Raw genomic sequence first — 23,995 nt, forward strand, 5'->3', positions numbered from 1 at the left:
ACAAAAAAAACGATAAATGAAAATATTATTTCTTCTTTTTTTGTTTTTGTGAAGTTGTTACCGCAGACGTTTGTTGAATTTTGTGGTAGGTTCTAATACCCCAAAAGAGAATAACACCTAATAATATTTCAAAAAAACAAAATACTTGTTGGTCACTAAAAATCCCAAGCCCTAATTCTGTTGGGTTATGGTCTCCTCGAAAGAATTCATTTATAAAACGCATAAGTCCGTGTAGGAAAAAATATACGGGGATTGTAAATCCTGTAAATGGATTCCATGCTTCGCGAAGATAAATCAACAGTAAACATAAAAAAACAAGTCCAAAAAATGCATATAATTGAGTTGGATGTACAGGTAATGACCAACCATTATTTCCTGGGTAAGACTGAAATACAGGAGACCCATTTGGAAAAGAAATAGCACAGGGAAGATTCGAAGGTTTACCATAACAGCAACCGTTAAAAAAACAACCAATTCTACCGATACCCTGACCTAAAGCTAAATAAGGTACTGCACAATCTGAGATGAGAAGAAATGATATTTTGCGTCGTCGCATTGCCCAAACAACATATGCAAAAGCAAAAGGCAATGCCCCTTGAAATACAAGTCCACCTTGCCAGATTGCAATCCAGCCTATGGGGTCAGTCCATGAATATTCATATGGGAACATAAGGATATGAAAAAAACGTGAACCCAATATTCCAGCTAAAAGTGTAAATATTGCCTCATTCTGAACAACTTCAGGATTTATCCCTCGTTTTTGTGCATCTCTCTGTGTGAGATATAAGGAAAGTAAAAATGCAATTGCAATAAACAGCCCATAACTATGGATTTTAAACCATCCAATTTCTAAAATTGTAGGATACATAGGTTTTATATTTCATAGATTAGTATGTTGTGTCCTGTTGTTTTTCATACTCACTTTGACATTGAATGCAATATCTTGCATGTGGGATAGCTTCTAATCTCTTTCGCGGAATTGGTTTCTTACACATTTCACAAATTCCAAATGAACCACTCTTTATTCGTTCTATCGCCTCATCAATTTCCTGAATAATTTGGGATTCCTCACTTGCTAAAGATAAAGCGACTTGAATATCAAAAGCATCTGTCCCTGTTTCTGCATAGTCAGATATATCTTCACCTATTCCAGAATTATGCTCTGCTAAATTTGAGGTGTCTAAATTCATAAGGTTTCCGATTATTTTCTTTCTTTCTTCTACTAATAAAGATTCAAAATATTTATAATCTTTTTTGGAAATTTCTTTATTTATAGTAGCCTTTTTTTTCATGAATAGATTCTCCTTTTCTATAATTTTGAAATAATAGTTATGACTGTAATTTATTTTTTAATGCAGCCAATTGTTCTGCTAATTGGGTATTTACGAGTTGGTCTTCACGTGATGGAGTTGTTTTCTTTACATCTCGTTCACTATCTGTTCTTGGTGGTTTAGATGGCTTACGGAATTTTTCACTTCTTTGTTTATCCGTTTCCGAACTATATTTTTGTGATGTATCTGATATAGGTTGTCCTTCAATTGATTCTTTTTTCCCTCTTTCTTTTGAAAATTCTTTCTTCTTTTCAGGCCGTTCTGGAAAATAAGGGATTAAATTTACTTTATGATTATCAAAGTCAATCGATTCTATATTTACTTTTAGGAAATCGCCAATGCGTTTGGAAAAAAGTTTTCGTTTGACAACACGATTAATAGATGGATTGTTTCGTAAATGTATAACAGCATCAATTTGAATTCCGATATCCACAACAACAATGTTACTCAATGTCTTTTTTATAATTCCCTCTGTCTGCATACCAACCTTCAAATCAGATACCTTATATATACCCTCCATATATCTTGGAAATACAAAATTACCTCTGGGGTCATGCCCTGGGCTTTTAAGTTCTTTCATAATAATTTTGATGGCATGTTTCCCTAATACTTTCTTTTCTTCTAAAAGTTTGACCAAGGCTTTAAGATTTTTAAAAGAACGAAACAGATTCGGTATCTCTATATTTAACTCTTTGGCACATGTCTCTATCGCTTCATACCACTGGGGATGAATACGTGTTTTGTCCAATGGATTATCTCCATCTTTAATATATAGGAAACCTGCACATTGATTATAAGTATGTTCATTTATTCCGTTGACATCGAGAAGTTCTTTTCGATTCTTAAATCCCCCCTTTGAATTTCGTGATTCAATTATATTTTGGGCTATCTCTGCTCTAATTCCTGCTATATGTTTTAATTCGTTAACATCTGCCTGATTTAGGTCAACACCAATCATGTTCATGCAATGGTCTATGACCTGGTTTGTAACAGAATTGAAACGTCTTTCATTAATTTCTTTATGAAGTATTCCTTCTGGAAGGTTTGCATAAGGAAGTCTAATCAACTCTTTTAGTGGTGAATTGAAATATCTTGCAAGATAATAGGCTTCCCGTATTTTCTCACTGTAATTTGGAAACTCTGATTCGCCAAATTTAGAACGTGCGAAACTACGAGCATATCGTTGTTCATATGTAACAAAGCGGACTCTCGGATTTGTGTAATGGGAGGTTAATTCTCCAACAAACTGGAATGCATCATCAACACCAGCACCATTACCGATAACAATATGACGTATTCTATAGCGGTCTATAAAATTACGAATAATCTCTTTGGCTTGTTCAACTTCATTCCGTGGAGGCATTGGGAAAATATGAACACCTTCTAATAGATGCCCATCTTTATCAACAACACAAACTGCCCATTCTTCTTCAATGCCAGGAACTAATGAAAGCATAACCTCTAAATTGGCAGGAGGAAACATCAATATATTTTTCAAATCATCACGCATTTCATTGACAAACTGATGCTCGATATCCTCTTTTAACTCCATAAATACACGATTTTCACATACGGTTTTTAACTGTTTTCGATACGCATCCTGTACACTTAATTGAATATAAGGTTCAAAAATACTTCCTCTTTCTTTAACATACACTTTGAGTAATTCTTCAATTGCCTCATTTTCATCAATCTCAATACTAAGTTTTAAGAATCCTAACCTCATGCCCCTGAGTATTTGAAGGAATCTTACAGAACTTATTTTACGTATAGGTTCCGAATGGTTATAGAATTGTTCAAACTGGGTCTTTTGATTTTGTGCAGTTTTGGTAGATGTTGATACTAAAATGCCTTTTTTCCAGAAAAGGTCCTTAATTATTTTCCTCGCTTGGTAATCTTGTTCAATACGTTCTGATAGAATCGTAATTGCACCTAAAAGGGCTTCTTCTGGAGTACTTACCATTTTAGAAGGGTTAACAAACGACTCTGCAGTTACTTCAAGGGGTTGAGTTATAGGTAATTGTTGCCATATAAAATCGGCGAGTTCTTGTAAGCCTTGCTGTATAGGCTTTTGTGAACGACCTTTACTTTTCTTCTTTAATGGTAGTAATAAATCATCAAGAAGAGCAGAATCTGCTGTTTTGTCTATAAGCGACTTCAACTCGTCTGTTAGAAAGCCATTTTTTTGTAGTTGGCTTATTGTTACTGCCTTTTTATTTTCAAGGTCAACAAATTTTTTGTACTTATCTACAATGTGAACGAGAAAGTTCCAATTATCAATACCGATTTCGTCTCTACGGTAATGATAAATATACTCAAGGTGATACCCTTGATTTATAAGGTTTATTAAGGACTCAATTTTTTCTCTGTTAAAATTAATTCGTTCAGTAAATCTTTGAATTTGTTCCTGTGTTAACATATCCTCTTACACCTCTTAAAAAATTTTATTATCTAATTCTTTAATTTTTTAGGTTAAAAGTTAAAGAAATATTTCAAAATAAGATATATATCCTACCAATCATGACATATAAATCTCAAAACAAATATCACTTCCTTGATGTATAAAATTGAGGTAAACAATCTTATTTTCTTCATCATAACGGCTTTCAAACTCCAAAGGCTCCTTTGTCTTTATCGATGTAGGGACTTTGTCAGAATAAATAAGGACTTTTCCAGGAATGTTTTTCGCCCCTCTTATGGTAAAACGAATGGAATCCTTGTTAATGATTTTCTCTCGTATGCGTCCTGCGGACAGTAATATATCAGGTCGTTGAAGTCTTTTTAGAGCATAGTTTAGGTCATATAAAAGTGCCCTTTGGTTCGGAGATAAAGTAATATCTTTTTCTACTCTTAAGGCTGGATTAAAAAGATTAATAAACGTGCCATTGACAGTGTATGAAGATGTTATTAAAGATTCGTCTTGAACAGAGCATATATGATATAGACCCCGTCTTAAATGCATATAGTTTTTATATTCTATCTCCATATTTAAGAGACTTGCCATATCCTTAACCCAATTAAGTATTATTTCACATCCACTTTTTTCACGACTTAACAGTGTTGGACTTTCACGAATCCACCATAAATATCCCTTTCCTATAGTTATAGGTTTTTTCATCGTTTCATTATCAATTCCACATATTTTTATTAGATGGTCAATAGGTGACTGAAATCCTTCAGATTTCCACCACATATTTAAATCATTATAGGGGTCAGATTTATCATCTATAATAAGTAAACCACCACCGTTGTATATCCAATCCTTTATTTTACTATGGTATTCTTTATTTAATGGTTTTTGTCCTTCATAGGTTAAGATGAGTAATTTTATATCTTCAAGAGGATTATATGTAATTAGGTGTTCCATTTGAACAATTTTTACAGGAATACCGTTTTTTATTAATGGGGTTGTAATTCCAAAAAAGTTATTCAATTGAGGATTGCTCGGATTAGGCTCGGCTCGTTGGAACATTAATGTGTCAGATACCATTACGCCAATAGGATAATTCTTGGAAACCCACTCAATATCTGATTGTTTCATGTCATTTAATGCAGTAATAACTGCCAATAATTCGGAACCATATTCAGGAATAATATTTATTTTTGTTTCTTTGTCTTCCTTAGATTTGGAATATTTTCCCATAAATATTCTCTCAGGCCATGGCATAACCTCAAATGTAGATACTTCTGGAAAGAATAATGAGGCTAAAACAGTACTTTCATAATTAAAACGGTAATCATCCCAGTCGTAATTTGGATTATCCTCAATAGGGTCTGCAAGGAAAATTAGATGTTTCTTAGCAGGTAATACCATGCCGACCATTTGTGCATATTCCAAATATGCCGTTTCAAAAGTTCTCTCTTTCGATACTCCTTGATAATAATGTCTTGTTCTGGCAGTGCCTGTCCAGACCTGTGCAATAATTCCATCACAATTATCCATACTGGTTAGCATAGATTCTGGACTAACAATTCTCCATTGTGCATAATTGATTAACGAATGTGTTGGAACGTAACAACCTAAATCGAAGTTATGTTCTTTTGAATAACGTTTTGCAAATTGGAAAACCTCAGTTAGAGCATTAGAATAAAGTTTGTATTTGAGAAGACTTGCTTTGTATTGAGTATCAATAGATTCATTTGGTGGTTTCCATGGTTCACCATAATGTTTTTCCCAAAGATTTTTAAATGCATCACTCCATCCTGTAACTGCCCAAAACTCGGGTTCCTCAAGATAAATGCTTTCAACTTTGTAATTGAGTGGTGGAACCAATACCTGTTTTATATATTCTACATAATTATCTGTTGGAACATTATAACCTACCGTTTTGCTATTCCCATGCATCCATATCTTACCTGTTTTATCTGTTTGTATCTCCTCTTTTTTAAGCCCCTGGTCTGTGAGATAGTAACTTCCGTAATTTCCCCATGAAATGCCTGTCATATATGCAACTCGATAACCTTCATGTTTCCAACTTTCTATTCTCTCTCCTAAATTCTCTGATGTTCCATATACAATAGCCACATCAGAACCAATATCAGTCATTGGATTAAAACTTTGTGAAGTCTGAAAACATGTCCGAAAATCATAATATTTATTTGTTTGTGAATTTGGATTTATTACATCGTGTTGAGTTAATAGAAAAGATGTAAAACATAAAAAGATTAACATAAATTTTCCTTTTTATATAAATTTTTATTTAATATATATGATTATGAACTAAAAAGGAAAAAACAAATTTTATGATTCGTATTAGAACACTTGTATTTATAATCTTATTGATCCAGTTGTTGGTGGTTATTATTGCCTTTTTTGAGAAGTGGCAAAGTGACATAAAAATACTACATAAAGAAAACATAGATATATATGTTACAAGTAATTATAAAATGACAGAGGTTTATGTTAATAAAGCGAATGATACAATTTGTTCTATTATCGAAATGATACAGTCGACACTTGAAAAAAAGAGTTTAACCACAACAGATAGAGTATTACTTAACCTTTTTTTTATTCCTATATTAAATAAAAATAAATTTATAAAAAAAATAGAAGTAGTTCTACCAAATAAATATGAATATCAAATCATAAATACAACATCTGGATGGCAAACAATATCACAAACCTCAGGTGAAAAAGGATTTGTTCGAAAAAAAGCAGAATGGACAGAAGATGGCATGCAAATGTTGGAAGAGGTAAGTGAAGAAGTGTCTGCTGAACAATCTATGACAAACACAGAGTGGTATAAAGAAGCAGTTTCATTGTGTCTGCAACAACATAATAAGAACAGGAAAGGTGTACCAAAAATATGGATTACAAAACCAGAGGTGAACGAAAATGGAAATGCATACCGTTCTTTTATCGCATTGGCAGTTGGATATGAAGATGCACCATTTTCTGTAGTTTCTTTAGAAATGGAATGGTCGTGGTTGCAAAATACAGTTACTGACATCTATAGAGATTTTTATATCCATACATACATCATTAAAGATAACACAGTTCTTTGTAAATTAGGGATGGAAAACATCTCTAATCGAGAAATATCACAATTTTCTATGTTTAACAATCTTCCACAAGAAATAAAAGACATAGTTCAAGCAAGAAAAGAAGAAAAAGGAATTTATTCTCTGACAGAGCAAAATAACATAGTAATAGCAAAAGATTTTAGGATTCTTTATGATTACCCAATGTTATTTATATTTTCTATCCCTTACCCCAAAATGTCATTTAATCCTATTTTGGATTTAAATATTTGGATGGTTATTTTGTTATGTGTTTTTGTATTTTTTATATTAACTATAGTTGCAAATAAGATGATAAATAAACCATTAACCATAATATCAGAATGGTTAGAGAATCCAAATATTACCAATGAAAAACCAGCAATTAGATTTAAAATATTTGAATTTAATAACTTAATGAATAAAATCCATGCCATTTTGTATTTCTGGAAAACATGGGCAGAAACTTATGAGGAAAATAAATCTCCAGAAACTTCTATGTATAAAGGGGAACAAAATGAATTTGCCTTACAATCTTTAGAGGAAAAACAAAGAAAAGACATATTGATATTTTCAAATGAGGGAAGAGGAGGAATTGCAATTGAATCAGTTCAAAGTTTATATAGAGAAAATATTCGTTTACAACGTCATATTGAATTAGTAAATCAATATTATCAGCAAAGATTAGAATTACAAAATAAAGAGCGTATGAGAATAGAAGGGCAACTTCTTGCAATAAAAGATGTGTTAAGAATTGTATCCCAAATAGAAACATCACCCGATGAAAAAATAAAAAATGTATTAGATATTTTACTTCGAACATTATCTATTACAGGCGTAGGTATTTGGAAAATAGACAAAAATGGTACTATTATCCCCGAGTATTTATGCCCTTCTATTTCTGTTGTCCCATGTAATTATGATGATTGTAAATATCTAATAGAACAACTCGAATGGTTAGAATGTATCTCTATACGTTCCGCATCCCAAGATTATCGCTCTCAAGCATGGTCTAAAATATTAAATGCAGAATCAATAATGTTTGTTCCAATAAACAAGGGAGATAACTCAACGTTTGTAAAAATTATTTTGGTATTTGACACGAGAGAAAGAAATTGGGAAAAGAATGATGAATTATTTGTTATCACAATTTCCAATTTAATTAGTAAAATGGAAGAAAGGGAAGATAAAAAAGAATAAACAAAATTAAAGGTAAAGGAAAATAAAGTGGAACAATACTTAAATAGAATTTTCAAACTTTATAACAATAACACCACAACAAAAAAAGAAATCGTTGGTGGAGTTACGACCTTTTGTACAATGAGTTATATAATTTTTGTCCAGCCATCCATCCTATCTATTGCAGGTATGGAATACGGTTCTGTTTTACTCGCTACCTGTATATCATCTGCAATAGCATGTTTTTTAATGGCATTTCTTTCAAACTATCCTTTCGCATTAGCTCCAGGTATGGGGGAAAATTTCCTGTTTACATTTACTCTTTGTTTGGGTATGGGTTTTTCATGGCAATCATCTCTTACAATAGTGTTTATATCAGGACTTCTCTTTGTTTTCCTTTCACTATTTAAGTTTCGGGAAAGAATAATAGAGATTTTTCCTGATTGTTTGAAAAATGCAATACCTTCAGCAATAGGCCTTTTAATAACTTTTGTAGGACTCCAATGGGCAGGGCTAATTATTCTTAATCAAGGGACTATGGTATCTGTTGGACACATCACAAATACCATACCATTGATTTCTATTTTATCTGTTTTAATTATCCTTTTTCTTCAAGGAATAAAATTTAGCGGTGCTATTTTAGTTGGGATATTTCTTTCTTCAGTCTTATATATCGCATTAGGAATTATCCCTTATAGTCAACCCCAAATGACATTTTCATTTTCAACTTTTTTTAAACTCGACTTTTATCCATTAATCGAAAGATGGAGAGATGCCATACCTGCGATACTGATATTCTTTTTCCTTGATTTATTTGATACTGTGGGTACATTGGTAGGTGTAAGTAATACAGCAGGATTTATGAAGGAAGGTAAATTACCCCGAGCAGGAGGGGCTTTCCTCGCAGATGCAATTAGTACATGCATAGGGGCTTTATGTGGCACATCTACAGTTACAAGTTATGTTGAGAGTGCAGCTGGTGTATCTGCTGGTGCACGAACTGGTTTAGCATCAATAATCACTGGTATCTGTTTTTTACTTACAATTCCACTTGTACCCCTACTATGTATTCTCGGTTACAATGTGGGTCCAAGTTATTATCAACAATTAGGGGTACAAGATTCTCATATTAGCATGTATCCAGCTGTAGCACCTGCATTAATTGTTATAGGATTTATGATGATGAGCACTATTAGACGAATAATGTGGGAAGATATCTCAGAAGGTTTCCCGGCATTCTTAACAATAATATTTATGGGTTTTGGTTACGGTATCACAGAGGGTATTAGTATGGGATGTATATCTTATGTATTTGTAAAAATCATCCTCGGAAAACACCGTGAAATAAACCCTTGGATGTATCCCATCGCAATCGGATTTTTAATCCGATATGCACTATTAGTTTAAATCATTGAAGATTATAAATCTTCATTGTAGATTAGGAATACTTTCAAACCCTTTCTTTAATATGTCGTCACCTAATTCATAATCAGGAAGGTCATTATTCAAGTATGCTTCGTACGCTGTCATGTCAAAATGACCGTGTCCACTCAAATTAAATAGTATTGTTTTTGCTTCACCTGTTTCCTTACATTTCAATGCTTCATCAATAGCCACACGAATAGCATGCCCACTTTCAGGTGCAGGTAATATCCCTTCACATTTTGCAAAAAGAAGATTTGCTTCAAAAACAGGATTTTGTAATACTGCCACTGGTTTTACAATATTGTGACGGATAAGGTGGGCTAATTGGGATGCGATACCATGATACCTCAATCCACCCGCATGAATTCCAGGAGGCATAAAATTATGTCCTAATGTATACTGCATTAATAACGGAGTCATTCCCGCAGTATCACCAAAGTCATACGCATAAAGTCCTCGTGTCATTGTAGGACATGCTGCTGGCTCCACCGCTAAAAATTCAATTTTTTTGCCCTTCTTTAAAACATCGTGGACAAATGGAAATGCAAGTCCAGCAAAATTAGAACCGCCACCTACGCATCCTATTACAATATCCGGGTATTCCCCAACGCTATCCATCTGAATCTTCGCTTCTTCTCCAATAATTGTTTGATGTAATAAAACATGGTTTAATACACTACCGAGGGTATACTTCATTTTTCCATTGCTATTAACCGCAACCTCAATTGCCTCAGAAATGGCAATACCCAAACTACCTGTGTTATCTGGGTATTGGCTAAGTATTTCTTTGCCAAAATGAGTTGTGTCACTTGGACTTGCAATTACTTTTGCTCCATAACTTTGCATCAACGTTCTACGATAAGGCTTTTGAATAAAACTTATTTTTACCATGTAAACCATACACGACATGTCAAACATGCTACATGCGATTGAAAGAGCAGTTCCCCATTGCCCTGCACCTGTTTCTGTGGTAAGACCTGAAATACCTTCCTTTTTGTTGTAATATGCTTGTGCAACTGCTGTGTTCAACTTATGACTACCCGATGGACTTACACTTTCATTTTTGTAAAAAATCTTAGCAGGGGTGCCTAATGCCTTTTCTAAACGATATGCTCGGCGAAGAGGTGTAGGCCTCCATAAACGATAAATATCCATAATTTCACCAGGGATCGAAATAAATTGTTCACTTGATACCTCCTGTTCAATAAGCATTTTAGGAAAAATGGCTTCTAAATCGCTTGGGTTAATAGGTTGATGAGTTGCTGGATGAAGGGGAGGTGGAAGAGGAGAAGGCATATCTGGATTTATATTATACCAAGCATCAGGAAGTTTAACAGGGTCTAATAGAATGTTATAGTAGTAACTGTCCATAAAAAAATCCCTTATAGAGTTTAGTTTAATTTAATTTTAAATCAAAAGACATTTTATTGGAATAATACATAAAAAGTTTATTAAAAATCTAATTTTAAAAATAAAAATTTCTGAGAGTAATCCTATAAGCCGGATTCTGTCTAAAGGTTTATTCAACCTTTGAGGTGGCCATTCCTCTGGGATATAGGTCACCCTATATCTCAAGCTTCCTACCCGGGAACAGCGCGGGCACACGCTATTGTTCCCCTATTTGGAATTGCTCCCGGTGGGGTTTAGCAAGCCGCCATGTCACCATGACGCTGGTGCGCTCTTACCGCACCTTTTCACCTTTACCAGTAATTATCTTTACGATAACTACTTAGGCTGTGTATTTTCTGTGCCACTTTCCGTCGGGTCACCCCGCCTTCGTGTTACGAAGCACCGTGCCCTATGGAGTCCGGACTTTCCTCGACAGAATATACCTGCCGCGACCACCCGGATTACTCTCAGAAATATTAAACTGTTATCTAAAAATTAAAACGAATAAAAACTATTTTTATACTTACTGTTGAACCAAAGATGAAAGTTGAAGAATCGGCATAAATAAAGCCACGATTATTGATCCAACAACAATACCCATAATTCCTATTAGCATAGGTTCTATTAAACTTGTTAAACCATCTACTTTTGCTTTTACTTCCGAATCATAAAAATCTGAGATTTTCATTAACATTGCCTCTAATTCACCTGTTTTTTCACCGACAGCTATCATTCGTGTTACCATAGGTGGAAACACCCCTGAACGACCTAAAGGTTCTGACAATGCTTCTCCATTTCTGACACTATCAGACGATTGGCGGACAGCACGGGCAAATACTTCATTACCTGATGTCCTTTCAACAATTTCAAGGGCTTGTAGGATTGGAACTCCACTTTTAATTAAAGTACTTAATGTCTTTGTAAATCGACTAATAGAAACTTTCCTTATTAGGTCACCAAAGATAGGTAATCTTAGTTTGATTTGGTCAAGATTGTATCTCCCAATCTCTGTTGAACCGTAAATGCGGAGAAACATAACAATACCAATTATAGAGCCGAAAATAATTAGCCATGCATATACAGTTCTTAAAACATTACTTAGATTTATTAAGAATTGTGTAGGTGCAGGTAGTTTCTTACCAAAACTACCAAAAATTTCTGCAAACCGAGGAACCACAAAAATGATTAGACCTGAAGCAATAAGGATAATCATACTGAATGCAACAACTGGATATGTCATTGCAGAACGGATTCTTCTCCTTAACTCTTCCGATGCTTCTAAGTAATCAGCCAACTGCATCAGAACACCATCTAAATCACCTCCTGCCTCACCTGCTCGCACCATACTTACATATAAATCAGGAAAAGCTTTAGGATATTTTCTCAACGCATTCGAAAAGGTCTCGCCTGATTCTACTTCCTGTGCAATAGCATCAATAATAGATGCAAAATTAGGGTCTTCTGTTTGGTCAGCTAAAATATCAAGCCCTTGAAGCAAGGGTAATCCTGCATTTACAATAGTAGATAACTGTCGAGTAAAAACTAAAAGGTCAGCTGTCTTAACTTTTCTTGTTGTTGCACTACCTAATGAAAAGCCAAATACTTTTTTTTCTTCTTCCACTAATTTATCAAAAGTTAAACCTTTTAGTTGTAATTGTTGTATTGCTTGTTGTTTATTAGGTGCTGTTATTGTCCCTCTTTGTTTCGCACCTTTGCTATCTCTTGCTGTATAACTATAAACTGGCATATATTTCTCCTCATCAATTTTTAATTTATATCTATTATAATATAAAAAATATCAATTTCAATTTACAATACTATTAATTATACAATATTCATAGATAAAATTATAATAAACAACAAATGTAGGAGAAATAATATGCCATTTACATTACCAAATTTACCATTTGAACCATCAGCATTACGGCCGTACATTAGTTTAGAAACAATCAACTACCATTATGGGAAGCATCATCAAGCTTATGTAAATAATCTAAACAAACTTATTGAGAACACACCTCTTGAAGAGAAGACATTGGAGGAAATAATTATGTCCTCTGAAGGTGCTGTGTTCAATAATTCTGCTCAGGTTTGGAATCATACTTTCTATTGGAATTGTTTAAATCCACAAAAAACTGAACCGAGTAAAGCATTATTAAAAGTAATAGAAAAAGACTTTGAATCGTTAGATAAAATGATTGAAAAACTTCAGCAATCAGCAATTACGCTTTTTGGTTCTGGTTGGGCATGGCTTGTAAATGATTCTGGCACATTAAAAATTTTACAAACAAGCAATGCCGACCTACCAATGAAACATAATCAAACAGCACTCTTTACAATCGACGTTTGGGAACATGCTTACTATATCGATTTCAGAAATGATAGACCAAAATATGTGCAACAAGTTTTGAATAACTTAATGAATTGGAAATTTATAGAAGAAAACTACGAAAAATCACAAACTAAATGAATACAACACTTTTTTAATTTGTTAAATTATCAATCATATAACATAAAAGAACAAAGACTCCCAGAATGCCATTTAAAGACACAATAAAAGATGTAGATAAACTGTTAGAAAAAGACAAGTTTTTTCATGATAGTTCAGGTAGTCTTTTGGAAAAATTAAAAAATATTCTTAAATTGCGAACATACGATAAAAACCAAATTATTTATTTTCCAAGAGACGATACACAAAATGTTTATATTGTTCATAACGGTAAGATAAGAATTACAAGGGTTATGGATAGAGGAAAATCGGTTACATTTAGGCATGCAGTTGCTGGTGATGTCTTTGGAGAAGAAGGTATTATCGATAAAAAGTACAGAGAAGATTACGCAGAGGCAATTATAAAATCTAATGTTTGGATCATCCCACTTAAAGAATTTAAAGATTTAATTCAACATAACCCACATTTTTCAAAGTTATATGAAATAATCTTATTGAAAAGATGTAAAGAATATGAAGAATTATTAGCGGATACATTGTTCTATCCTATTTTAGTAAGAGTAGCGCGAAAAATAATTCGCGAATTAAAAAAAGAAGGTTCAACAAATAAAAGAGTTATCATAACCCATCAAGAACTTGCAAATATGTTATGTAGTCGTCGAGAAACTATTTCCACATGCTTGCAAATATTAGAAAAAGATGGATATATTCAAAAACAAAAAGGAAGTATAATAATAAAAAAGTCTGTTGAATTAGAACATTGGGTAAATAAATTTTCCGTATAACCTTTAGGATAGATAGAAGAGGAGTAGTATTAGTATGGAAATAAATATGAAAGATGTACTTGCAGTTTTACTTGCAGGTGGGGCTGGTGAAAGGCTCCATCCTCTTACCAAAAATCGTGCCAAACCTGCAGTTCCATTTGGTGGTATCTACCGAATTGTTGATTTTACTCTTTCTAATTGTATTAATTCGAATTGTAGAAAAATCCAAGTTCTTGTTCAGTACAAATCCAATTCATTATCACGGCATATCCGAAATGCATGGAACATCGTCCATAGAGAATTAGGTGAATTTATAGATATTATCCCACCGCAAATGCGGATTAATGATAGTTGGTATTTAGGGACTGCTGATGCAATATATCAAAATCTATATTCCATCGACCAGGAAGATCCTAAAATCGTTTTAGTCTTAGCAGGTGATCATATTTATAAAATGGATTATCAAAAAATGGTTCAATATCATTTAGCAAAAGAAGCAGAATTAACAATTTCTGCATTGGAAGTACCTAAAGAAGAAGCACATCGTTTTGGGGTAATGGAAATTGATAAAGATAGTCGAATTATAGGTTTTGAAGAAAAACCTGAAAACCCTAAAACAATACCTAACAAACCTGATAAATGTCTTGCTTCCATGGGTATTTATGTGTTTAATAGAGACCTATTAACAAAATCTGTTACAGAAGATGCAGAAAGAACCTCATCACAGCATGATTTTGGCAAAAATATTATTCCAAGGTTAATTGAAACAAATAGAGTCTTTGCGTATCCTTTCGAAGACAAAAATAAAAAAGATATCCCTTATTGGAGAGATGTGGGAACAATTGACAGTTATTGGGAAGCAAATATGGATTTGGTGGAGGTAACACCATTATTTAACCTATACGACCGTGAATGGCCTATTAGAACAGTAATGACTTCGAGACCACCTGCAAAATTCGTTTTCGCAGACTTTGGACATCGATTAGGTGTAGCATTAGATTCTATTGTAAGTCCTGGATGCATTATCAGTGGAGGTATGGTACGTCGAAGTGTACTTTCAATAGATGTGCGTATCAATAGCTATGCATATGTTGAAGAGTCGGTTTTATTTGATGGCTGTAATGTTGGTAGACACTCCAGAATTCGCCGTGCTATTATCGAGAAAAATGTGCAGATACCTGATAATTCTGTTATTGGATATGACCTTGAAGAAGATGCAAAAAAATACAGAGTAACATCAAATGGAATTGTCGTTGTTGAAAAAACAAAATAATTAGTATTAGGAAAATGAATACCATTTATAAATATCAAAAAATAAACTATCTTAAAAGTGCTCTAATATTATCCTTTAATTGTTTTTTAGTTTCTTTGTCAATATTTTCTGAGTTAAATACTGAAGAAATTCAGACAGATATTCTTTTCCGAAGTATTGATGAATATATCAGTGAACAAAAATTACCTCTACTTCCCAAGGCAGATGATATAAACTCACTGTTAAAAAAGGTAGAACAACTACAACAATTAATAGATTACGCAGAAAATCATAAAGACAATGAAATAATACCACAGGCAATAAGACTAATCGAGATACTTTATGAGGATGCACTAAAAAAATATCCTGATAATATAAGACTATATGACTACTATGGTTCATTTTTATATGATTATAAAATGGATTATTTGAATTCAGTAAAATTATGGGAAAAAGCATACGAAATAAACCCTAAGGATGCAAGTATAAATAATAACCTTGCACTACATTATTTCCATATCGGCGAATATGATAAAGGTTGGAAATATCTGCAAGAAGCACTTAAATATGGAGATACTGAACCTAATATTCAATATAATGCTGCACAAATATTTATTATTTATCGCAACCAAATACAAGAGAGGACTGGATGGGATAAACAAAAAATATATAAAAAAGCAATGGATTTTTCAGAAAAGGCAGTAAAATTAAAACCTGATGATTTTGAATTATGCAAAGATTATGCACTTAATTATTTTACCGCTTTTCAGTTCGGTTTGCCAGTGGATGGAAAAAAATCAGCACAAGCATGGCGAATAGCAAGAAAAGTAGCACGCAATGATGACGAAATATTTTATACTTGGCTTAATGAAGGAAGAGCATGGCTATCCGTGAAAAAACTTGATAATGCACGACAATGCCTACTTGAAGCGTTAAAAATAAAACCAGATAGCGAAATTACAAAAAACATACTTATGCAGATAGAATCTGGAGAAATAAAAGATTACTTTAATAATGAGAAGAAGAATACACGCAATTATGGAGCAGAAGAACACAGAAATCCATTTTTATCACCACTTAAAAACTTCACAGGAAGAAAAAAGTCGAAGAACCCTTTACAAAATAGAAATATAGAAGCCACTAAACAAGTAAACAAATAAAAATTTATTTAATCTTATGTCTTACTATTACCAAAGATATTATGTTGATAATTTAAGTTTTTTCCGTCCAACTATTACAAGAGGTGTTAGAAACCTTATCCTGATAAATATATTGATTTTTATTTTTGAATTATTCTTAGGTTTAGTAATGTCAGCATTAATATCAATAATTCCTATGAAACTTTATGAGATGCCCATGGGATATATGATGTTGTTTCAGTTATTTGGCTTTAACATCCCATTATTTTTACGAGGAGCACTATGGCAAATAATTACATATATGTTTATACACAGTGGGTTATATCATCTTTTCTTTAATATGCTTTGGTTATACATTTTTGGACCCGAAGTGGAGATTTATTTTTCTAAAAAAAGATTCTATATTTTCTATTTATTTTGTGGAGCGACTGCAGTACTCGTTAATTTTATTCCCTTTGTCTTTCAAGGATATACACCGCCTATCGTGGGTGCCAGTGGCAGTATTATGGCTGTTCTTGTAGCATTCGCATATATAAATCCAGAACGAGAATTTTTCCTTTTTCCTCTCCCTATCCCAATAAATGCCAGGGGAATCGTTATCTTAGTTATATTACTTAACCTTCTTTATATTAGTGGTTTTGCTAATATGTCCATAGTAACTCATTTGGCAGGTATGGGTATTGGATATCTATATATTTCTGCTGATGATAAAGGTATATTCTACAAATTAAAAAAATTATTCGGTTTGAATAAATTTGACGTGTAAAATGACTTTGAATAAGGTATAAGGAAGAAAAATGTTTCCAAGCATGCAAGAACTATTAATTTTTATATTAATCATTATCCTCCTTAATTTTACTGGCGTTTTACCTATTGTAATAAAGGCACTTAGAGAGTTCAGAGGTGATTATAGTGACAGAGAAAATGAAAAACCAAAAAATAAAAATACAACTGTAAGTCCTCAAAATATCGAAATATCTTACCGCCTTTTAGGTGTTTCTCCAAGTAGCCCATGGGATGAAATAGAGTCTGCATATAGAAAAAAAGCAAAGTTACATCACCCTGACTTGGGAGGAGATGAAGATACCATGAAGGCATTAAATGAAGCATACGAAATATTGAAAAAAATATATAAAAAGAAGTAAACGTCAGAAAGGAGATAAAATGATAATAAATAGAAGAAAATTTCTTCTATCTTCCGCATTAAGCCTAAGTTTTATTACAAACCCAAAAATATCATTTTCAAATACTAAAGGAAGGGTTATCCTTCTTGGATTTGATGGAGTAGAACCTACAATAATCCATAAGATGTTAGAAAAAGGAGAATTACAAAATATTGCGAAACTTAAACAACAAGGAGGGATATATAACCTCACTTCAACGATTCCACCACAATCTCCTACCGCATGGTCCAGTTTCGCAACATGCAAGAATCCAGGACAGCATGGAATTTATGATTTTCTTCGGAGAGACCCAACTCAATATGTTCCAAATATCGCATTAGGTTCAGTTCACCATGCAGAATTTGATCAACAGGGAAACCTAAAAAAAGAGCCTTACTTCGAAAATATGAGAAAAGGCAGGACATTTTGGTCCATAGCAGATGAACAAGGTGTGCAATGCAAGATATTGAACATGCCGTATTCATATCCGCCAGACCCATTAAAAAATGGAGTTATGTTAAGTGGTTTAGGAGTTCCAGATATTAGAGGGACAGAAAGTTTCTTTTTTGTATTCTCCGATAAGTTTACACAAGAAGAATTAAATCAATCTATATCTGGTGGAATGAGATTAAAATTAAATTTTGAGAACTCAAAAGCAAAGGTAAAATTGCCTGCCTTTCGAAATCCAAATAAAAATAAAGAATTTATAGAAAAAGTCCTGTATTTTACAATTGACAGGACATCGAAAAAAATAACAATCGAGATTGAGGAGCAAAGACAAATTACTATCGAACAGGGCAACTGGTCAGATTGGATAGAATGGAAATTCCCCGTAACAGATACATATTCAGTTCATGCGATTAGCAGATTCTTCATAAAAGAAGCAGGTGATACCGCTTTCATATATATGACATGTTTACAATATCACCCGAAATATCCATATATCCCATTTACAACACCACAAACATATTCAGCCGAATTAGCAAAACGTTATGGACTATATAAAACAATCGGTTGGAATTATGATACGCATGCTCTTCGTCAAGATGTGCTTACAGAAGATATATTTTTCGAAGATGTGCAAAAAACCATGGCTTGGCATGAAAAATTAATGTTAGACGAATTAAACACCAATGATGGATGGCAATTACTGATGTCCATGTGGATGGCTACTGACCGTGTAGCACATCTTTACTGGCGTTATCGTGACCCAGAACATCCAATGTATGATAAGGAAAAAGCGATGATATACGGAGGGATATTGGAAGAAACTTATAAGATTATGGATCGCATTGTTGGAAATACCTTGAATTCACTAAATTCTGATGATTTTCTGATTGTAATGTCAGACCATGGCTTTACTTCATATCGAAAAGGCTTCAATCTTGGAACATGGTTAATACGAGAAGGATACCTTGTTGTTGAAGGACAAAATGACCCCAGTACTGCATATAACGACCAGTCCTTCTTACAAGGTTATGACTGGAATAAAACAAAGGCATACGCATTGGGATTGGGTTCGATATACCTAAACCTTGAAAACAGAGAAAGAAATGGCGTTGTTAAACAAACAGAAGCAAAGAAAGTTAGGGACGAAATAAAGCAAAAACTATTATCGGTAAAAGACCCACAAACAGGAAATCCTATTATAAGTCAAGTATATACATGTGAAGATTTTAAAGGTATATCAATCGACAATGCACCTGATTTGATACTTGGGTACTATCCTGGTTATCAATCTACAAAAGCATCTGCTAAAGGCTCTGCTCCTCAACAAGTATTTGAAGATAACAAAGACAAATGGAGTGGAGACCATGTAGCCACAGATTACCGACGCATCCCTGGAATGCTATTGACAAATAAAAAACCGAATACCGACAAACCTCATATTCAAGATATTGGTGTTACAATTCTTTCGTACCTAAATCTATCTACACCTGATGACCTCGAAGGGAAAAATATCCTATCGTAAATCGTTATATTAATTACTAAAATATTTACAAGCCATTCAACAAATAAACTTAAGCATACCATTTACGTGCTCTATCTTTGTTCCTTTTATATGTATTGATAGCAATATCAACATCTTCTTTTACTTGAAAGTCAAAAATACCAACGCACATAAAATCGGCTCCATTTTTGAATGCAAAATCAAAACCTTTTTTAGGTGGAATTGCACCTGCTGCCAATACCTTAAATGCTATCCAGGGAACTTTAACATTTTTCATTACTTTAATAGTCTCATCAGGATTTATATCCCACTTATTATCATAAGATTCTTCAGGTTTAGCTGACCAATAGTCAAGAGAATGGAAAGTTTTCATATAAAAATCAGGTATTATTTTCTCTTTTTCACATGCGACAATAACATCAATAGAATGTGCTCCTATACCACCTATAACTCCTTTTCCTCGAATATGGTCTACAATTTTGCCTAATAATTTCGTATCACCCTTCTGAACAAAATCATCCCCAATTTGCCCCTGGATATAAACACCGATAGCACCATTCTCAATAGCAATATCCGCATCTATATATGGATCAGACTTTTTAGGTTTTATTTGTGCTATCCATTGAATTTTCCCTTTATTCTCTTTCCAATGCCGATTAATAATTTTTAAAGTTAAATCATCAAGACGAAGAATAGCAGTATTAATCCCATTTTGTTCATAAAGAGCCAAAGTATCGAGTATTTTACCTTCGTTAAAATAATTTTTCATTAATTGAGACACATAAATTAAATCACGGCTGTGAGCAATTCCGCTAATAATGTTTCCACCTGCTATCAATCGACTTATCTCAATATTTCCTATTTTTCCTAACGGCATTTCGCGTTTCAAATCCCCATTTGAAATAGAATCCTCTCCTAATAAATCATCGTGTTCTCCAACAATTGGTATTAGCTCATTATCATTTTGAGCAAATAGATTCTGTCCAATTAATGGCGATAATGAAGTGCCAATAATGAAACGTCTTCGTGTAATTTCATTTTTCATATTTAAACCTCAATAACTATTAAATTTTAAAATAAACTAAGTTAAAGTTATTGTTTATATAATATTCATTGTTATAATGAACATACAATATTTTACAAGAAGGTAATAACTATGACAGACATTGCAAAATATCGAAGGTATGCAGAAAAGATACCCTTGTTTCATGGTTTAGAGCCTGAAGAAGTTGAAGATGTAATAAAAAGAGGAAAAATTATTATTGCCCGTAAAGGTGAAACAATTTTCCACGAAGGAATTTTAGGTAGTAATCTGTTTATTGTCCTTAGCGGAAAAGTAGGTATTTATATAAAAAATCAACTTATTACGAAATGTCACGTAGGCGATACATTTGGTGAAATGGCTGTTTTAAATAAAAAACCAAGAACCGCTACTGCTATGGCGTTAGAAGAAACCAGACTTCTTTGCTTAGATGAGAAGCAAATAAGCGATATCTTCGAAAAACACGTTGCAGTCAGATTATTACTTAATACCATCCATATTCTAAGTGAAAGGCTTGAAAAAAACAATTCCCTGATAAGTGAAATGAAAAGAATTATGGAGATATACAATATTCCCATACCCGAAATAGATTACAAAAAAGAGGAAAAGGGAGATAACGAGTAAATGTTTCTTTTCTAATATAATCATTAAAAAGAAATCGTTTGGCATAGTTGATATATAATAAGTATCTAAAATCAAAAGAAAGTGATAAGAAAATAAATAAATACATCCACATTTATAGAAAATATTGTTGTTATGTATAGGCTAAATTATTTATTTACATCGTTTGTATTACTAATATCTTTTATCTATTACAATGCCTTTCCAATAGAAATTACCGTTATCTCACAAGATTCAAAAGAACAAATTACAGTTGATTCTTTTAAACAGGATAACAAAGAATATCTACATTTACCTACCTTGATACTAAAATTGAATGGAACGATAAATATTGAAGAAAATAAGGTAAATATAAGTTTAGAAAATAAAAAAATAGTCGTTAATTTGCAAAGTAATTATATAAGTCTTAGCGACGGAATGACATCCAAATTCATACAATTACAAAATACACCTAAAATATGGCAGGATACTATTTGGCTTGAAAAAAATGACGCATATTTATTGCTTCAAACAGTTACAGGGAAAAATCTATCACCAGAAACAGGAATATCAGAAATAACTCCTGTCCCAGAAAATGAGATAGAAACAGTAACTTTAAAACCACTAACAACAGAAGATATAAAGAACGAAACTATTAATAATAAATTTGAAGAAAAGGAGCCTGTTTTCGAAGAAATAAAAGTAGAAGAGAGAAAAAATGAAGAAGAAGGAACAAAAGGAACTATCAATAAAATAATAATAGATGCAGGGCATGGGGGAGAGGACAAGGGAATTTTATTTCCATCTGGAAAGTATGAAAAAGATATTACGCTAATAATCGCAAATAAACTGGAGGCAACATTAACGAAAAACAATTTAAAAAATGAACTTATACGGAATGGAGATAATACCATTAGTATAAAAGACAGAATGAATCGACTACAGAAAAATAGTAATGAGTTCTATATAGCTATTCATGCTGATATGCCAAAAGAGGCGGGAGAAGGATTAAGGATATTCATTCCAAAATCAAACAATGAAAACATAAGTAAAACAAACGAATTGTTTGCCGAATTACTAATAAAAAAACTTGGTAGTAAACAAAATAAAATAAATATTGAAATGTATTATTCCCCCCTTTATATTAATGATGTCGAAGGAGTTGCTGGTATATTAATCGAAGTATATCCAGGTATCAAAGAGAATACAAATGAAGAGGAGTGGAATACATTTTTAGGTGATACTTCAGATTTTACAGAGGTTCTTAAAGATACATTTATAGAGTTAATAAAGAATAAGGAAGGTAATAATAAAGGTGAATGATATAAAAAAAACGGTAATAAAAAGAATTTTTGTCATTCTTTGGATCATAATTACGTTTTCCGCCGTATTAATAATTATATATATGGCTCAACAAATTATTGGAGAAAACAAACAATTAATCAAAACCGCAGTAGACACTTCTGTAAATGTAAAGGTTGAAAACAAAATAAATGAACCCCAATACACAACAAAGAACATCATAATTTATGTTTTGCCAAAAAATAAAGAATGTTTACAACCAATTGACACACAAATTGAATGGAAACCTAAATATGAGGAAAATTGCAAACAAATACTCAATAAAATGAAGGAACTTAACACAGAAAATTATAATTCTCCAATACCGAAGGATATAACTATCAGAGGAGTATATCTAACTCCAGATGGTGAGTTACTAATAGACCTTCCAGCAACAATTATATCTAATTATAAAGACCAAGCAACAACATTCCTTGAAACATTATTTACATACGCTATTGTAGATACATTACTACAAAGCGATTTAGTTGTTAACACCTCTGTAAAACAGATTAGATTTTTAATTGAAGGTTCTTTACCTTCTATGGATTTTCCAAGCCATATAAGTTGGAAACAACCTTTCATCCCAGACTACTCTTTTGTCTGTAATAAATAGGATAAATCATAAATGTATAAAAATAGCATAGCTCGTTTGCCTATAGGAGTTTTTGATTCGGGTATAGGTGGTCTTACCGTTTTAGCAAAACTAAAAAAATATTTACCTAATGAAACCTTCTTTTATTTAGGTGACACTGCACGTGTTCCCTATGGAACACGGTCTCCAGAAACGGTTATTCGGTATGCAAGGTCCTGCTCTCATTTTTTAATTAACAGGGGGATAAAAATTCTGGTGATTGCATGTAATACTGCCTCATCACAGGCTTTACCCATGTTAGAAAAGGAAGCAGACATCCCTATATTAGGTGTAGTAGAACCTGGAGCCTTATCTGCTGTCAAAACCACAAAAAATAAACAAGTCGCTGTTATCGGAACAGAGGGGACAATTGCCAGCCAATCTTATGTCAAACACATAAAAAAAATCGACCCAAGCATTAATGTTATTTCAAAAGCATGCCCTTTATTTGTACCTTTAGTCGAAGAAGGCTGGACCAAAGGAAATATCCCCTTTTTAGTTGCTAAACAGTATTTACAACCTATCATAGACAAAGGAATTGATACGTTATTGTTAGGCTGTACCCATTACCCTTTGTTAATTCCTATTATTAAAAAGGTTATTGAGAATAAAAAAATAAAAATTATTGACAGTGCAGAAGAAACCGCAAAAGCTGTTTTTGAAATACTACAAAACCACAATATGTTAAATAAAAATATACATAAGAAAACCAACACTATTCTGAATTTTTTTGTAACAGATAGACCAGAAAAGTTTAAAACCATAGGCAGTAAATTTTTAAGAGAAAAAATAGAACATGTAGAGTGGATTGATATACCAATTCTATCTTAATAATAA

The 23,995-nt window shown here is 32.8% G+C and carries 20 protein-coding genes and 1 other RNA gene; 13 read left to right on the forward strand and 8 right to left on the reverse strand.

Annotated elements, in window-relative coordinates:
* Positions 1–25: 25 nt before the first annotated feature.
* From lgt to PLJ10_00840, 4 genes are all read right to left on the reverse strand, one after another.
* On the reverse strand, positions 26–868 hold the full coding sequence (lgt, locus tag PLJ10_00825; GenBank protein ID HOK08186.1) for a prolipoprotein diacylglyceryl transferase: 843 nt from the start codon (positions 866–868) through the stop codon (positions 26–28).
* A gap of 19 nt (positions 869–887) precedes the next feature.
* Positions 888–1,292, reverse strand: a complete 405-nt coding sequence (locus PLJ10_00830) for a TraR/DksA C4-type zinc finger protein (GenBank protein HOK08187.1) — start codon at positions 1,290–1,292, stop codon at positions 888–890.
* A gap of 37 nt (positions 1,293–1,329) precedes the next feature.
* Positions 1,330–3,750, reverse strand: coding sequence for a Tex-like N-terminal domain-containing protein (locus PLJ10_00835; GenBank protein ID HOK08188.1), 2,421 nt, complete (start codon positions 3,748–3,750; stop codon positions 1,330–1,332).
* Positions 3,751–3,849: 99 nt separating this feature from the next.
* The gene (locus PLJ10_00840) at positions 3,850–6,003 is read right to left on the reverse strand and encodes a hypothetical protein (protein ID HOK08189.1); all 2,154 of its coding nucleotides are present in this window, start codon (positions 6,001–6,003) and stop codon (positions 3,850–3,852) included.
* Positions 6,004–6,074: 71 nt separating this feature from the next.
* Between PLJ10_00840 and PLJ10_00845 the strand changes: the two genes are divergently transcribed.
* Both PLJ10_00845 and PLJ10_00850 read left to right on the forward strand, forming a co-directional pair.
* Positions 6,075–8,030, forward strand: a complete 1,956-nt coding sequence (locus PLJ10_00845; GenBank protein HOK08190.1) for a hypothetical protein — start codon at positions 6,075–6,077, stop codon at positions 8,028–8,030.
* Between the two features lie 27 nt (positions 8,031–8,057).
* Positions 8,058–9,416 (forward strand): NCS2 family permease, encoded by a 1,359-nt coding sequence (locus tag PLJ10_00850; GenBank protein HOK08191.1) that lies wholly within the window; start codon positions 8,058–8,060, stop codon positions 9,414–9,416.
* 21 nt (positions 9,417–9,437) lie between these two features.
* Here the strand turns inward: PLJ10_00850 and PLJ10_00855 are convergent, their stop codons facing one another.
* The 3 genes from PLJ10_00855 to PLJ10_00865 all read right to left on the reverse strand — a co-directional run bounded on the left by PLJ10_00855 (position 9,438) and on the right by PLJ10_00865 (position 12,570).
* A complete protein-coding gene (locus PLJ10_00855; GenBank protein HOK08192.1) occupies positions 9,438–10,805 on the reverse strand; it encodes a TrpB-like pyridoxal phosphate-dependent enzyme in 1,368 nt (455 codons plus the stop codon).
* Positions 10,806–10,914: 109 nt separating this feature from the next.
* Positions 10,915–11,291: RNase P RNA component class A (gene rnpB, locus PLJ10_00860), an RNA gene on the reverse strand.
* 55 nt (positions 11,292–11,346) lie between these two features.
* Positions 11,347–12,570 (reverse strand): type II secretion system F family protein, encoded by a 1,224-nt coding sequence (locus tag PLJ10_00865; GenBank protein HOK08193.1) that lies wholly within the window; start codon positions 12,568–12,570, stop codon positions 11,347–11,349.
* A 132-nt stretch (positions 12,571–12,702) separates the two neighbouring features.
* Here PLJ10_00865 and PLJ10_00870 point away from each other — a divergent pair, with 132 nt between their 5' ends.
* The 7 genes from PLJ10_00870 (at position 12,703) to PLJ10_00900 (ending at position 19,562) form a co-directional block, all read left to right on the forward strand.
* Positions 12,703–13,293 (forward strand): superoxide dismutase, encoded by a 591-nt coding sequence (locus tag PLJ10_00870; GenBank protein HOK08194.1) that lies wholly within the window; start codon positions 12,703–12,705, stop codon positions 13,291–13,293.
* A 65-nt stretch (positions 13,294–13,358) separates the two neighbouring features.
* The gene (locus PLJ10_00875; GenBank protein ID HOK08195.1) at positions 13,359–14,057 is read left to right on the forward strand and encodes a Crp/Fnr family transcriptional regulator; all 699 of its coding nucleotides are present in this window, start codon (positions 13,359–13,361) and stop codon (positions 14,055–14,057) included.
* Between the two features lie 34 nt (positions 14,058–14,091).
* On the forward strand, positions 14,092–15,309 hold the full coding sequence (glgC, locus tag PLJ10_00880) for a glucose-1-phosphate adenylyltransferase (GenBank protein HOK08196.1): 1,218 nt from the start codon (positions 14,092–14,094) through the stop codon (positions 15,307–15,309).
* 14 nt (positions 15,310–15,323) lie between these two features.
* Positions 15,324–16,448 carry a hypothetical protein gene (locus PLJ10_00885; GenBank protein HOK08197.1) on the forward strand — a complete coding sequence of 375 codons (1,125 nt, stop codon included), beginning with the start codon at positions 15,324–15,326 and terminating at the stop codon, positions 16,446–16,448.
* Positions 16,449–16,596: 148 nt separating this feature from the next.
* Positions 16,597–17,193 (forward strand): rhomboid family intramembrane serine protease, encoded by a 597-nt coding sequence (locus PLJ10_00890; protein HOK08198.1) that lies wholly within the window; start codon positions 16,597–16,599, stop codon positions 17,191–17,193.
* Between the two features lie 31 nt (positions 17,194–17,224).
* Complete coding sequence (locus PLJ10_00895) at positions 17,225–17,572, forward strand: J domain-containing protein (GenBank protein ID HOK08199.1); 348 nt, start codon at positions 17,225–17,227, stop codon at positions 17,570–17,572.
* 19 nt (positions 17,573–17,591) lie between these two features.
* Positions 17,592–19,562 (forward strand): alkaline phosphatase family protein, encoded by a 1,971-nt coding sequence (locus PLJ10_00900; protein ID HOK08200.1) that lies wholly within the window; start codon positions 17,592–17,594, stop codon positions 19,560–19,562.
* Between the two features lie 49 nt (positions 19,563–19,611).
* Here the strand turns inward: PLJ10_00900 and PLJ10_00905 are convergent, their stop codons facing one another.
* Entirely contained in the window at positions 19,612–20,586 is a 975-nt protein-coding gene (locus PLJ10_00905; GenBank protein HOK08201.1) for a hypothetical protein, read from the reverse strand.
* A gap of 111 nt (positions 20,587–20,697) precedes the next feature.
* Between PLJ10_00905 and PLJ10_00910 the strand changes: the two genes are divergently transcribed.
* The 4 genes from PLJ10_00910 (at position 20,698) to murI (ending at position 23,989) form a co-directional block, all read left to right on the forward strand.
* Positions 20,698–21,207, forward strand: a complete 510-nt coding sequence (locus PLJ10_00910; GenBank protein HOK08202.1) for a cyclic nucleotide-binding domain-containing protein — start codon at positions 20,698–20,700, stop codon at positions 21,205–21,207.
* Positions 21,208–21,516: 309 nt separating this feature from the next.
* Positions 21,517–22,506 (forward strand): N-acetylmuramoyl-L-alanine amidase, encoded by a 990-nt coding sequence (locus PLJ10_00915; GenBank protein HOK08203.1) that lies wholly within the window; start codon positions 21,517–21,519, stop codon positions 22,504–22,506.
* A complete protein-coding gene (locus tag PLJ10_00920) occupies positions 22,499–23,140 on the forward strand; it encodes a GerMN domain-containing protein (GenBank protein ID HOK08204.1) in 642 nt (213 codons plus the stop codon). The genes PLJ10_00915 and PLJ10_00920 overlap by 8 nt, the downstream gene beginning before the upstream one ends.
* A 27-nt stretch (positions 23,141–23,167) precedes the next feature.
* Entirely contained in the window at positions 23,168–23,989 is an 822-nt protein-coding gene (murI, locus tag PLJ10_00925; GenBank protein ID HOK08205.1) for a glutamate racemase, read from the forward strand.
* Positions 23,990–23,995: the final 6 nt, after the last annotated feature.

Source organism: Candidatus Hydrogenedens sp. (assembly GCA_035361075.1).
Classification (GTDB): Bacteria; Hydrogenedentota; Hydrogenedentia; order Hydrogenedentales; family Hydrogenedentaceae; genus Hydrogenedens.

Coding starts and splice junctions, on each gene's coding strand:
- PLJ10_00865 (HOK08193.1), bottom strand. CDS start 12,570: ATGCCAGTTTATAGTTATACAGCAAGAGATAGCAAAGGTGCGAAACAA.
- PLJ10_00845 (HOK08190.1), top strand. CDS start 6,075: ATGATTCGTATTAGAACACTTGTATTTATAATCTTATTGATCCAGTTG.
- PLJ10_00895 (HOK08199.1), top strand. CDS start 17,225: ATGTTTCCAAGCATGCAAGAACTATTAATTTTTATATTAATCATTATC.
- PLJ10_00855 (HOK08192.1), bottom strand. CDS start 10,805: ATGGACAGTTACTACTATAACATTCTATTAGACCCTGTTAAACTTCCT.
- PLJ10_00830 (HOK08187.1), bottom strand. CDS start 1,292: ATGAAAAAAAAGGCTACTATAAATAAAGAAATTTCCAAAAAAGATTAT.
- PLJ10_00905 (HOK08201.1), bottom strand. CDS start 20,586: ATGAAAAATGAAATTACACGAAGACGTTTCATTATTGGCACTTCATTA.
- PLJ10_00870 (HOK08194.1), top strand. CDS start 12,703: ATGCCATTTACATTACCAAATTTACCATTTGAACCATCAGCATTACGG.
- glgC (HOK08196.1), top strand. CDS start 14,092: ATGGAAATAAATATGAAAGATGTACTTGCAGTTTTACTTGCAGGTGGG.
- PLJ10_00875 (HOK08195.1), top strand. CDS start 13,359: ATGCCATTTAAAGACACAATAAAAGATGTAGATAAACTGTTAGAAAAA.
- PLJ10_00835 (HOK08188.1), bottom strand. CDS start 3,750: ATGTTAACACAGGAACAAATTCAAAGATTTACTGAACGAATTAATTTT.
- PLJ10_00910 (HOK08202.1), top strand. CDS start 20,698: ATGACAGACATTGCAAAATATCGAAGGTATGCAGAAAAGATACCCTTG.
- PLJ10_00885 (HOK08197.1), top strand. CDS start 15,324: ATGAATACCATTTATAAATATCAAAAAATAAACTATCTTAAAAGTGCT.
- PLJ10_00900 (HOK08200.1), top strand. CDS start 17,592: ATGATAATAAATAGAAGAAAATTTCTTCTATCTTCCGCATTAAGCCTA.
- PLJ10_00890 (HOK08198.1), top strand. CDS start 16,597: ATGTCAGCATTAATATCAATAATTCCTATGAAACTTTATGAGATGCCC.
- PLJ10_00840 (HOK08189.1), bottom strand. CDS start 6,003: ATGTTAATCTTTTTATGTTTTACATCTTTTCTATTAACTCAACACGAT.
- lgt (HOK08186.1), bottom strand. CDS start 868: ATGTATCCTACAATTTTAGAAATTGGATGGTTTAAAATCCATAGTTAT.